Raw genomic sequence first — 11,898 nt, forward strand, 5'->3', positions numbered from 1 at the left:
ATTTGATGGAGAGGCTGACCATGTTCATCTGCTAGTCGGTTATCCTCCAAAAGTTGCAATCTCAAAACTAGTTCAAGCTCTCAAAGGCTATTCGAGTCTAATTATCAGAAAAAAGAATTATCCCTCTATACAAAAAAATCTTTGGGGGAAAACTCTTTGGTCACCATCCTATTTTGCATGCAGTTGTGGAGGAGCCTCAATTTCTATTATTAGACAATATATAGAACAACAGAACACACCTGATTAGAAAATATCCATTTTCTAATCAGCACGCTTTATCCCCGCAGTAAACTGCGTGGTTTTAGCGTGCCTATTACTTGATAAACAGATAATTCTGTTATAAAAAAGATAACTTGCTTCTGAGAATTCTGGACGGTCTTTATGACCTTCCATCATGGATTGGCAAGCAAAAATAATTAAAAGAACAAAAGTAAGGATATTTCGATAATCCTGAACTCTGCAACGGTCTTTTGTAGGTTATAGCGTTGTTTGAGTCTATAAGAATGGTAAAACCTATACAGCAAAGAAGAATTTCAAAATGTTTAACAAGAGGAAGACTCAGTACAAGTCATCACTAGAATACGAACCTTTACTACCTGAAAATTCAGCTTTTGTTCCCCGCAATGAAAAAATGATGCTGTTTTTTATGGCTATTGCACTTCTTATCTGTGGTGCAGGTATTCTATTCAGTATAACTTTTTTAAGCTATATCCTATTCTCTGCTCCTGTAGTAAGTTAGTATTCTGCGCCAATCCGTTGTGATTGGCTTATCTTTGCCGCCGGAAGACCCCTTGTTTTAGTATGAACCCCGTTATTGATCACCAGCTATCATTGATGGACTGAACTCTGCAGTTGCAGTTGATATTGGTAAAGAGATCTATCAGATCAACAGAAGAGACGAAGTTGTAGACGAGCTAGATCGAATTTATGGTCAGGACTTTTCAAATCGCTACGTCAGAAAAGAAAGTTTGACTATTCATCATTCAGAAATAATAAATTCCCTGTACACAACACTGTAATCTTAAGCAAATGGCTTGGATAAGCCATTTATAAAATTAAAGTATCAAAGTCGGGAAAAAAAACTGACAGTGTCAGCTGTCAGTTTTGAAGAGAGGTAATTTTCTAAATTTTGAATCGAGTAACGAGATTGTTCCTATTTCTTGTCCTTTATAAGCTCAATCACATCAAAAGTCACATCAAGGTATGCGCCTGAATCAATGAAGGCATACTCATAGGATGGAAGTATTCTGATGGAGTCTCCGTATTTCTTTTCATAATCGTCTTTGCACATGGCCGCATATTTTGCGACATCATCTGTGAATGATTTTGGATTTACAACAGGATTATTGAACATGCATGATACTGATCTAGGCTGTCCCTGATGGAGAACGTCTGTCAGATGTTCATCGAGCTTGGTTGAAAGAATATAGGTACATGCAGCGACACTCATTATTCCTGCAATGAATATACAGAGACTGCGAAAGCTTGGCTTGTTCTTTATAAACATGTTATAGATGAAGAACAGCAGTAGGACTCCAGCTATTACGTAAGAAATATTCAATAGCATAAAAAACTCCGACAAATTTTGATGTACTTATTTAAATATAGGTCAAAGTAACAGGTAATATTCAGATATTGATAAAAAAAACTGTTATTTGTGTAATCGAAGGCTCAATTTCTAATTTGTTGAAACTTGTCAAATATTCTAGTTTGCATCAAATTTATACTATGTCCTACGACTTCGCACTATTTCTTCTCATAGAGTTTTTTTTTGTTGCCCTCTAATCTGGAAAAGAACTGTTTCCTACAAAGAGGTATCTGCACCGGTAAAGTGATTCTGTGAGTCTTATTAGTTCAATTCGATCTCTTTGAGGGAGATTTGACAGTGCCAGGTTGTTTTACTCAAATAACATCATAAAATCAAACACATACCATCAGTTAGTTACTAGCAGTAAATTGACTATCCATTGTGTTCTGAACATGAACTCGTATCGGATATTCATTTTTTTAACAAACTTTGGAGTTTATTTATGAAAAAAAATCTATTTAAAGGTGTAGCTGTTTTACCAATAGCTTTAGCTTTAGCAATTACTACCGGCTGTACCACTAACAATGAGGCTCAGTCTTCAGTTCAGCCTGCAACCACAGGTGCAACTGCTGCAGTAAGCACTCCTACTTCTCAAACCAAACAGACCAGAAAAAATCTGCCAACCGTAGCTATTCTTGCAACCGGCGGTACCATTGCTGGTACTGGCGCAGAGGGTAAATCAACCAACTATAAGCCAGGTCAGCTTAACGTTGAGGCTTTAGCTGAAGCTGCAAAACTTCAGGATGTTGCCAAGGTTCATGGAGAGCAGATCTGCAATATCAATTCAGATGATATCACCTCAGAAATCTGGCTTCAGATTGCCAACCGCATAAATAAACTCGCAAAAGATCCTTCTATTTCCGGTTTCGTAATTACTCACGGAACAGATACTCTTGATGAAACCGCCTACTTCCTAAATCTGGCTCTAAAAACTGATAAGCCTGTGGTTGTAACCGGCTCTATGAGACCATCAACCGCAATTTCAGCTGACGGTCCTTTAAATCTTCATCAGTCAGTAGCTCTGGCTTCAAATCCTGCTGCCAAGGGCAAAGGCGTTATGGCTGTAATTTCTGACAGAATCTACGGTGCCCGTGACGTCCGCAAGATCAGCACCTTCAATGTAAATGCCTTCAGCTCCGGCGATTACGGCAGCATGGGCTATGTGATTGATGACAATGTTCTGTTCTACAGTCAGCCTGTAAAGAAGCACACTGTAAATACTGAGTTCAATGTTTCAAATCTGAAGACGCTGCCTAAGGTTGCAGTACTGTATTTCAATGTTGATACCGACGGTTCAATTATTGACTACTATGCTCAGCAGGGCTACAAGGGTATCGTGATTGCAGGTGCCGGAAGCGGTGAGTACAGCGTAAGCTGGAAAGATGCCATCAAGAGACATCCTGAGATGATTGTTGTCCGCAGTACCCGTGTAGGAACCGGCTATGTAGCTGCAAGCGATGACTATGATATTGACAACGTGCTTCGCTGCGATGACCTTCAGCCTCAGAAAGCTGCTGTTCTTTTGAGACTTGCTTTGACCAAGACTTCAAAGAAGGCTGAGATTCAGAAGATTTTTGACAAATACTAATTCGAAAATCTGAGTATAAAGAGAGGTTGACTAAATTTTTTAGCCAGCCTCTTTTTTTGTTCAGACTTTCTGCTGAATAATGCGATTTAACTCAACTCTTTGATATTTTTTCTTTTTGTATTTTAAGAAAAGAAAGTACGATTAAATTAGTAGCAGTTTCTGTTTTTGATGCCTGATTTCAGAGTTGGCACGCTAATTGATTAGATACTCATAGCATTATGTGTCTGTCAGTTTTTTGACAGGAGGAAACTATGAGTTTAATGATAAATCCTTTAGTAGCAAATCCTACAATGTTAAATCAGCTTCAGAGAATGCAGCAGAATATGCGTTCCCTGCAGGTTGCATCAACTGGCACAAAAGATACATTACAGCAGAAGATTGAGAATGCACCGCTAATGGTTCCAGGTCAGGGAGGAACAGATAAGACAGATTCTGTTCAGCCTAAGGATAACATTGGTGCATTTGCCAACATGCTTCATGAAGCTTTTGAAAATGTTAATACCCTTCAGAACGATGCCGCCAATAAACAGACACGTTTTGATCTGGGGGACAGAAAAGTGACTCTGTCTGATGTAATGCTTGCAACTCAGAAAGCCGGTCTGTCATTTGATGCGACTGTTCAGATCAGAAACAAGATGATTGAAGCCTACAGAACCATATCTCAGATGCAGATTTAATGCATATTTGGATGATGAGGAACTAATATGTCAGAAAATGGATTCCCGGTAGCTCCTGGTACAGGCAATCAAGAGGAAAGCAATCTGCCTGCCACAACAGACGGAACTGAGGCATCATCCTCTGATCTGGTGTCTACCGATGCTGGTGCTCCTGTTAATACCAGTCTTCCAGAAAAACACTCAGCTATAAAAAGCTTTTTCAAAGATGGTGAAATGGTTCGCCGTCTGGTGATCCTCATTTTCCTGATTATTTTTGTGGCCGGTATTATTTTTGCTGTAATAAGTTTTACCTCCACCTCAGGCAAGACTCCTGATACAGAAAGAAAGCTTGGGCAGTATTCTTCTCAGGAAATCGGAAATGTGCTTGATTTCCTTGATTCTGAGGGATTTAAGTATAAGCTTGCCAATAATAACACCATCATAGTTGATGCCAATGAGTACAGTGAGATTACCGAGCAGATGCTGCGTAAGGGTATTGCTCTGCCTCAGGAGGCAACTGATGAGGGTGACCAGATTATTATGACTGACTCTGGCTTCGGTGTTTCTCAGAGAATGGAAAATGAGCGCATCAAGCATAGTCGTGAGGTTCAGCTTGCAAGAGCTATTGAACGTATTGATGGTGTTTCCCATGCCACTGTACTTCTGGCTATTCCAAAAGACAACGTGTTTGCAAGAGAGAAGAGCAGACCAAGTGCCGCTGTTGTTGTAACTTTAAAGCCAAATACCTATCTGTCTCCTGAGAATGTAAACTCAATCAGATTCCTGGTGGCATCTTCTGTTCACAATCTGTTATCAAAGGATGTTACCGTAACCGATCATAATGGACGTCAGTTAAGTGCTGAGGTCAAAGGCGATACTCCAGAGAGCAAGATTCAGCGTGAGTTTGAAATGAGAACCATGCGTGAAGCTCAGTATCGTGACAAACTTGATTCGATTCTGATGCCAATGCTTGGTCTTGGCCGTTACTCTGCTGAAGTTGACGTTACTCTGGATACTACAGTTCAGGAGGAAACTGCTCAGCTTTATAATCCTGACTCTCAGGCCGTACGTTCTGAGACCTTAAAGGAACAGTCTGGCAATGAGGATAAGAAGAACCCTTACGGTGTACCTGGTTCTCTGTCCAATCAGCCTCCTGCAAATGCTGCAATTCCTCAGCAGTTAAAGGATGGTACCGGCAGCTCTTCAGATTCAACCTCAAACCGTAAGGAGAGCCGTGAGGCAGTTCGTAACTATGAAGTTGACACAACTGTAAGACATACAGTACGTCCTTCAAACATTGTTTCCCGTCTGACCGTATCTGTAGCAGTTGACTATGACAGACTTGTGGATGCTGACGGTATGGTCAAGTATGAGCCACGCTCACAGCAGGATCTGGATAAGATTGCTGATCTGGTTCGTGGAGGTCTGGGACTTAATGAGGCTCGCGGTGACTTTGTCAAAGTTGAGACTGTATGCTTCCCTCATGGTGATGTAAAACCACCTCTGCCTTGGTATGAGCAGGAATTCTTCTACAGACTTGTACGTATCGGCGGTTCTGTAATTGTTGTGCTGATTGTGGTTATCTTCGTGATACGTCCTCTGCTCAACAAGCTGCTGCACAAGGACGAGGAGGATATGTCTGCTGAGGCCGAGCAGGATGAGCTTGATTCCCAGTCAGCTCTTGACGGCTATGACGATTTCAACCTGATTGCCAAGAACAAGGAACTGGCTGACCAGGTATACACCATCAACAATGAAGGCGGTATTGAACTTCCTAACCTGCATAAAGAGGCTGATCTACTCAAGGCAGTCAGAACTCTTGCTTCCAATGAACCTCAGCTGACTGCGGAAGTTGTTAAAGAATGGCTTAATGCTGATTTTAAGGAAAAGAATTAGGGTAGTACTATGTCAGATGAAAATGTTTCTGCAGCACCAGCTCCGGCACCAGCTGCGATGCCACCAATTGGCGGCGGACAGAATGCTTTACTAGAATTCTCTGATGATGAAAAAACAGCACTGGAGAATATGTCCGGCATGGACAAGGCTGTGCTTCTGATGCTGTCCCTATCAGAGGAAGATGCTGCTCAGATCTTCAAGAATCTTGAGCCAAAACAGGTTCAGAAGCTTGGTATCAGAATGTCTGAGATGGCAACCTTTTCTCAGGATCAGGTGAATGCCGTTCATAAAGCCTTCTTAAAGGAAGTAACCAAGCATTCAAATCTTGGTCTTGGAAATTCAGACTTCGTTCGTCATGCTCTGGTATCTGCTTTAGGTTCAGAGAAGGCCAACAATCTTATCGAGCAGATTTCTCTGGGAACCGGTTCTCGTGGTCTGGATTCCTTAAAGTGGATGGATGCAAGACAGGTTGCAACCATTATCCAGAACGAGCATCCTCAGATTCAGACTATTGTTCTGTCTTACTTAGAGCCTGAACAGTCTGCCGAGATTCTATCCCAGTTTAATGAAACTGTAAGACTGGACCTTATCATGCGTATTGCAACCTTAGAAGAGGTTCAGCCAGCAGCTCTGCAGGAGTTGAACGAGATTATGGAGAAACAGTTTGCCGGTGCAGCCGGTTCTCAGACCGCAAAGATCGGTGGTCTGAAGAGTGCTGCCGACATTATGAACTACTTAGACAGCTCAACCGAGACTCAGCTGATGAATGCAATTCAGTCTCAGGACAAGGAAATCGGTGGTCAGATCCAGGATCTTATGTTCGTATTCGAAAACCTCAATACTGTGGACGATCGTTCTATTCAGACTCTGCTGCGTGATGTTCCTTCCGATGTGCTGCAGAAGGCCCTTAAGGGTGCTGATGACGGCCTCAAGGAGAAGTTCTTCAAGAACATGTCTTCTCGTGCAGCTGCATCTATGAAGGAAGATCTTGCATCTATGGGTCCTACCAAGCTGTCTGATGTTGAAGCAGCTCAGAAGGAAATTCTTACCATTGCAAGAAAACTTAATGATTCAGGTGCCATTATGCTTAGCCGTGGAGGTGGCGGTGGTGACTTCGTTTAATAATAAGGCAGTTCTCGTATGAGTGATTTTTTTCAAAAGAACGCCACTGCGGCTGAGGGCGATGTAGCAAATGCCTCTGACATAGCGAAAGATAAGCCTAACAGGGTGGATATTCGCTATGATAAGAAGATTTCGACTGTCACCTCTGCCTCAAAAGTCACAAACTATAAGGTAAAAGTCTGGCCAACTCTCTCCGACGATTTTGTTACCGGAACCAATGCTCTGGGCATGAACGTGGAGATGGTGGAGCGTAAGCGTGCCTTTATGCGTCTTGAAAAGAAGCGCAATGATTATCTTGAGGAAGTTGGGCTTATTCTTGATGCACACAAGATTCTAGATGAGGAGGAGGCTGCAGACAGAGCCGCCCGCGGAATTACCAGCATTACCATTGAAGAAGTCGAGAAAATCAGAAATGACGCTTATGAGGAAGGAAAGACTCAGGGCCATGATGAAGGTTATCAGAGCGGCTTTGAAGAAGGTAAGGCAGAAGGTATCAAACAGGGGCATGATGAAGGTCTAGCTCAAGGTAAGGATGAAGGTTATGCACTTGGTCTTGAACAGGGCAGAGCTGACGGTTTTGAAAAGGGCCATGATGAAGGTCTTGAATCAGGCCAGAAGGTGGTTTTAGAGCAGGTAGAGCGATTCAGATTTCTGGCGGACTCCCTTGCAAATCCACTGCGCGAGGTGGACAAGGAGGTTACTGATGAGATTGCTTACATCATTTCAAGATTAGCCAAGGTTATTATTAAAAAGGAAATTGACTCTAATGCGGATTTCCTGAAGAAAAGTATTGATCATGCAATATCAATCCTTCCATCTGCCTCAAAAGGTGTTTCCATTTATCTGAATTCTGAGGATTATGCGGTAATAAACGCAGCAATCGGAAATGATTACATTAAGGAACAGGGCTGGGATTTAAAGGAATCAGACAAGCTCGAGCCTGGTGATATCAGAGTTGTAAACGGGAATTCAGAGATAAACTGGAGAATCAACGACAGAATCGATTCGCTGCTCGATGATTTTTTAGCCAAGATCTATCCAAGTGTTGATTCTGCTCTGCGTGAATCCATCGAAGGCTGCCCAGAATATAACGAGCTGCCAAAGAAAGCTCTGGCTCCAAGAAATCTTGATGATATAAGTGAAGCCATCAAGGGTAGAGCTCAGGCTTCAGCCCCTGTAGAGGAAGCTCCTGCAGAGCCTCAGAGTGCTCCTGTTGATCAGGATAATCTTGCACAGACCATGCAGGCTCAGGCTCCTCTGACTGATGATCCTGCTCCTTATGTCGATGATTTTGGTCATCCTGTTTATCAGTCTCCTGATGGACAGCTTTACTACTTTGATGAAAACAACAATCGAGTCTATGTTGATGAAAATGGTGTTCCTATCGGAAGTGATCCTGTAGCGGAAGCTGAAGTTACAGCTGAAGTACAGCCTGGAACTTAATGGGAGCTGTTATGAGTAATCTGTTATCTCGTCTTCAGTCTGTAAGTCTTCCAGATCACGAGCAGAGTCCAGTCTTATCCGGAAGACTGACCCGCGTGGTTGGTCTTACACTAGAGGCTGTCGGTATAAAAGTTCCTTTAGGTCAGCGCTGCCGTATTGATACTGCAGGTGGACCAATGCTTGCTGAGGTGGTTGGCTTTTCCGGTGAGACTACCTATCTGATGCCTACAACTGAAATCATTGATGTTCAGAACGGTGATCTGGTAACCCCTATCTCAAGTTCGGACTCCTATCCATATGGCCTGCATCTATTAGGCAGAGTTGTGGACGGTCTTGGTAATCCAATTGATGACAAAGGTCCGCTTACTGCAGAAACAGCAACCAAATGGAATCCGGTTAAACTCAATCCGATGGCAAGACGTCCTATCAAAAAGCCTCTGGATGTGGGAATTAAAGCCATAAATTCCATGCTTACCATAGGTCAGGGCCAGCGTATTGGTCTTTTTGCAGGTTCCGGTGTAGGTAAATCTGTTCTGTTAGGCATGATGACCCGCGGTACTAACGCCGATGTTGTAGTTGTTGGTCTGATTGGTGAGCGTAGCCGTGAGGTTAAAGAGTTCATCGATGAAATTTTAGGGGATGAAGGTCGAGCCCGTGCTGTTGTTGTCGCTGCTCCTGCAGATGCCTCTCCTCTGATGCGTCTTAAGGGATGTGAGACCACACTCTCCATTGCTGAGTACTTCAGAGATCAGGGCTACAACGTGCTTCTGATGATTGACTCTCTTACCCGTTATGCCATGGCTCAGCGTGAAATTGCTCTGGCTGTGGGAGAGCCTCCTGCAACAAAAGGTTATCCTCCTTCAGTTTTTGCAAAAATGCCTGCTTTAGTTGAGCGCGCCGGAAACGGTGGTGAGGGGCAAGGATCTATTACTGCATTCTTTACAGTTCTGGTTGAAGGTGACGATCTGCAGGATCCTATTGCTGACTCTGCTCGAGCTATTCTAGATGGTCATATTGTTTTATCCCGTCAGCTTGCAGACTCTGGGCACTTCCCTGCAATTGATATTGAAAAGTCTGTAAGCCGTGTTATGCCTGCTGTAGTTACTGCTGAGCATATGATTATGGCCAGAACCATAAGACAGTGTGTCTCCCAGTATTCACAGAGCAAGGAGCTTATTCAGATCGGTGCCTATCAGAAGGGATCTGATCCAAATATCGATCAGGCTATTATGATTAAGCCTTATATAGATGAATTCACGGTTCAGGATATGAAAGAGATCGTTCCATTCAAACAGTCTTTAGATGGTCTTGAACAGCTGTCCATGATCCTTATCAATGATGCTCAGAAGAAAGTGGATGCTCTGACCGTCAAGAAAGGAGCTGTTCCTGCACCTGCAAACGGTGCGCAGCCTGGTGCCAACCAGTTTGTTAAGGTTCAGTAGTTAGCCTATGAGTGATAAAGCTCTTAATCTGGTTCTGGATTTAAGAAAAAGAGAGGAGGATGAAGCCTTGGAGCTTTTGCTTGAGGCTCAGAATAATGTTGCCTCCTTTGAAAGACAGATTGCACAGTTAAAAGAGTTTGAAAACATCTACATAGAGGAGATGAAAGTCAAATCCCAGTTTCAGCTGGATATGGGAACCTACCTTGCTTATCAGCAGTTTATCAATAAGCTTGAGCGAATTAAGGAAAGACAGGAGGCTGGTCTTGTAAAGCTTCAGGAGCAGGAGAATCGAGCCCGCTCCAATTATCTTGATAAACAGCAGCAGCGAAAGATTATTGAATCTCTTATCGAAAAACATCGTCTTGAGCGTGAACGCCTTGAGGCTAAGGCAGAACAGAAGCTCAGCGACGATATTGTCTCATCTAAACAGGCAAGACTTCTTATTGAGAAGATGAAGTAACTTGCTTGTTCTGTTTCAAAAATTCTTAAATACGTTTAATCTTGCTATTCTTTCAATAGATATAGGTCTTTATTTCTTATTCTGTATTTTTGGTACTTAAGAACATAACCTTTTGTATTTTGCTAAGTTTTTGCACTTGAGAGCATAAACTTTTAGATTTAGGTGAGTTTTTGCACTTGAGAGCATAAACTTTTAGATTTAGGTGGGTTTTTGCACTTGAGAGCATAAACTTTTAGATTTAGGTGAGTTTTTGCACTTGAGAGCATAAACTTTTAGATTTAGGTGAGTTTTTGCACTTGACAACATAAACTTTTGGATTTTGTCTGTTTTAAGCTGTGTTTCTGATGGAGAATAGGAGATCAGCTGGTTATCAGTAATCGTGATAATTTTTAAGAGAGGATGCAGGCTTCTAAAACTAAAGGAGCAGGCTTGACTTTCCTGCTCCTGTTATCTTGATAAATTGCAGTGAAACAGTCTAAGACTGTATTCGCTGATTTTTTTCTACTCTAAGTTATTCCGCAAAGCTCTTTGGAACAGCATTACGATCAAGGAATAGTGAACATGGTGAAACAGCATAGAAGCCAAGACAAATCAGTGCTGCAACTGCTTCCCATAAAACTTTGTCATTAAAAAGAAGATAGCCAAAGAAGAATACAACTGTTGTAATAACTGCTAGAGCAAAAAGAATTGGTTTCATTCTATAAATCCTGAAAAATCATTATGTTTTTGTTTATGGAAACTTTGCTGAGGTCAAAATACTTTATTGACAAGCCTCTACTTCTATATAGAGAAGGGAGTTTCCTGTTTGTTAGCTTCCTGATTTAAGCTTAACGCTTATCAAATAGCTAACTTGCCAAAAGTTAAAACCCCGAATGTCTGTGTATTCTGTTGAATGATAGCCTCAGCTTCCTGCTAGAGGGTAAGCCAAGACTAAAAAGGATATGTTTTATGTTTGATAAAATATACATAACAAAACTGTAAATTTACATGCCTATTTTTATTAGAAACTTGCCTAATCTGAAAATGTTTTTGTATGGTCTTTGATATTTATGAGATTTTTGTGTCGGTTTTGTTGTATATATGGTGAATAATATTATGCACCAATATTGTCTTTTCTTCTTTAAGCCATAACTTCATCAAAAAAATAGCAGAGCGGAAACCTCAGACTTAATTCTGAGGCGGAGCTCTGCCAACTCAGGCTATATATCTTAAAGAATTTCTTTACAATAACTGTTAGAATATAGGGATTATATGGCTTGGAGAAAACTGTTTTGATATTTACAAAAACATTAAAAATAAGAATTAATGTACCTTCAGAACAGGAAACACTGTTACGTCAGATGACGGAGCAGTATCGACAGGCATGTAATTTTATTTCAGAATACGTTTTTACCCATTCCTTTGACTTGAACTTCTTCAGCCTTAATAAAGTACTGTACAGGAATATAAGAGGAAAGTTTAGACTTAAAGCTCAGCTTGCACAGTCATCCATCAAAACAGTAATTGCAAGATATAAAACTGTAAAAGAACAGCTTTTAGAGCATCCATACCGCTATAAAGACGAGAAAGGCGAATGGCAGAACATACCAAAGACACTGGAATGGCTTTTTAAGCCGGTGTATTTCAGCAGACCTCAGACAGATTTGGTTCGCAACAGAGATTACAGTTTTGTTGAAAATGGAAGTCTGTTATCAATCAATACT

Annotated in this window: 12 protein-coding genes and 1 pseudogene; 11 read left to right on the forward strand and 2 right to left on the reverse strand. The window is 41.6% G+C overall.

Translation table 11 applies throughout. The annotated features are described in order from the left end of the window. The 3 genes and pseudogenes from tnpA to BM308_RS13715 form a co-directional block, all read left to right on the forward strand. The coding region (gene tnpA, locus BM308_RS12370; protein ID WP_143098623.1) for an IS200/IS605 family transposase at positions 1 to 247 on the forward strand (247 nt) is incomplete at its 5' end. 291 nt (positions 248 to 538) lie between these two features. Continuing rightward, entirely contained in the window at positions 539 to 739 is a 201-nt protein-coding gene (locus BM308_RS12375; protein WP_074945615.1) for a hypothetical protein, read from the forward strand. Between the two features lie 85 nt (positions 740 to 824). Then, a pseudogene (locus tag BM308_RS13715) lies at positions 825 to 1,019 on the forward strand (IS1634 family transposase); the annotation flags it as partial. Between the two features lie 134 nt (positions 1,020 to 1,153). Here the strand turns inward: BM308_RS13715 and BM308_RS12380 are convergent. Then, positions 1,154 to 1,567 (reverse strand): hypothetical protein, encoded by a 414-nt coding sequence (locus tag BM308_RS12380; protein ID WP_074945617.1) that lies wholly within the window; start codon positions 1,565 to 1,567, stop codon positions 1,154 to 1,156. Positions 1,568 to 2,030: 463 nt separating this feature from the next. Here BM308_RS12380 and BM308_RS12385 point away from each other — a divergent pair, with 463 nt between their 5' ends. The 7 genes from BM308_RS12385 (at position 2,031) to fliJ (ending at position 10,195) form a co-directional block, all read left to right on the forward strand. Further along, on the forward strand, positions 2,031 to 3,176 hold the full coding sequence (locus tag BM308_RS12385) for an asparaginase (protein ID WP_074945619.1): 1,146 nt from the start codon (positions 2,031 to 2,033) through the stop codon (positions 3,174 to 3,176). A 251-nt stretch (positions 3,177 to 3,427) separates the two neighbouring features. Beyond that, positions 3,428 to 3,853, forward strand: a complete 426-nt coding sequence (gene fliE / locus BM308_RS12390; RefSeq protein WP_306706485.1) for a flagellar hook-basal body complex protein FliE — start codon at positions 3,428 to 3,430, stop codon at positions 3,851 to 3,853. Positions 3,854 to 3,880: 27 nt separating this feature from the next. Next, positions 3,881 to 5,728, forward strand: coding sequence for a flagellar basal-body MS-ring/collar protein FliF (fliF, locus tag BM308_RS12395; RefSeq protein ID WP_074945621.1), 1,848 nt, complete (start codon positions 3,881 to 3,883; stop codon positions 5,726 to 5,728). Positions 5,729 to 5,857: 129 nt separating this feature from the next. Further along, the gene (gene fliG, locus BM308_RS12400) at positions 5,858 to 6,850 is read left to right on the forward strand and encodes a flagellar motor switch protein FliG (RefSeq protein WP_306706493.1); all 993 of its coding nucleotides are present in this window, start codon (positions 5,858 to 5,860) and stop codon (positions 6,848 to 6,850) included. Between the two features lie 18 nt (positions 6,851 to 6,868). Continuing rightward, positions 6,869 to 8,293, forward strand: a complete 1,425-nt coding sequence (locus tag BM308_RS12405; RefSeq protein WP_074945623.1) for a FliH/SctL family protein — start codon at positions 6,869 to 6,871, stop codon at positions 8,291 to 8,293. Between the two features lie 11 nt (positions 8,294 to 8,304). Then, a complete protein-coding gene (gene fliI, locus BM308_RS12410) occupies positions 8,305 to 9,735 on the forward strand; it encodes a flagellar protein export ATPase FliI (protein ID WP_083425583.1) in 1,431 nt (476 codons plus the stop codon). 7 nt (positions 9,736 to 9,742) lie between these two features. Continuing rightward, positions 9,743 to 10,195 (forward strand): flagellar export protein FliJ, encoded by a 453-nt coding sequence (fliJ, locus tag BM308_RS12415; RefSeq protein ID WP_074945628.1) that lies wholly within the window; start codon positions 9,743 to 9,745, stop codon positions 10,193 to 10,195. A 511-nt stretch (positions 10,196 to 10,706) separates the two neighbouring features. Here fliJ and BM308_RS12420 read toward each other — a convergent pair. Continuing rightward, on the reverse strand, positions 10,707 to 10,892 hold the full coding sequence (locus BM308_RS12420; RefSeq protein WP_074945630.1) for a hypothetical protein: 186 nt from the start codon (positions 10,890 to 10,892) through the stop codon (positions 10,707 to 10,709). Positions 10,893 to 11,466: 574 nt separating this feature from the next. Here BM308_RS12420 and BM308_RS12425 point away from each other — a divergent pair. After that, positions 11,467 to 11,898 (forward strand): hypothetical protein (locus BM308_RS12425; protein WP_218152573.1); only part of this gene is annotated, 432 nt, incomplete at its 3' end.

The sequence above is a fragment of the Succinivibrio dextrinosolvens genome (genome assembly GCF_900116345.1).
GTDB lineage: Bacteria > Pseudomonadota > Gammaproteobacteria > Enterobacterales > Succinivibrionaceae > Succinivibrio > Succinivibrio dextrinosolvens_B.

What these genes read in the sequence shown, in the direction of transcription:
- fliG (WP_306706493.1), top strand. Translation starts at nt 5,858, where the DNA reads ATGTCCGGCATGGACAAGGCTGTGCTTCTGATGCTGTCCCTATCAGAG.
- fliJ (WP_074945628.1), top strand. Translation starts at nt 9,743, where the DNA reads ATGAGTGATAAAGCTCTTAATCTGGTTCTGGATTTAAGAAAAAGAGAG.
- fliI (WP_083425583.1), top strand. Translation starts at nt 8,305, where the DNA reads ATGAGTAATCTGTTATCTCGTCTTCAGTCTGTAAGTCTTCCAGATCAC.
- BM308_RS12375 (WP_074945615.1), top strand. Translation starts at nt 539, where the DNA reads ATGTTTAACAAGAGGAAGACTCAGTACAAGTCATCACTAGAATACGAA.
- BM308_RS12420 (WP_074945630.1), bottom strand. Translation starts at nt 10,892, where the DNA reads ATGAAACCAATTCTTTTTGCTCTAGCAGTTATTACAACAGTTGTATTC.
- BM308_RS12405 (WP_074945623.1), top strand. Translation starts at nt 6,869, where the DNA reads ATGAGTGATTTTTTTCAAAAGAACGCCACTGCGGCTGAGGGCGATGTA.
- fliE (WP_306706485.1), top strand. Translation starts at nt 3,428, where the DNA reads ATGAGTTTAATGATAAATCCTTTAGTAGCAAATCCTACAATGTTAAAT.
- BM308_RS12380 (WP_074945617.1), bottom strand. Translation starts at nt 1,567, where the DNA reads ATGCTATTGAATATTTCTTACGTAATAGCTGGAGTCCTACTGCTGTTC.
- fliF (WP_074945621.1), top strand. Translation starts at nt 3,881, where the DNA reads ATGTCAGAAAATGGATTCCCGGTAGCTCCTGGTACAGGCAATCAAGAG.
- BM308_RS12385 (WP_074945619.1), top strand. Translation starts at nt 2,031, where the DNA reads ATGAAAAAAAATCTATTTAAAGGTGTAGCTGTTTTACCAATAGCTTTA.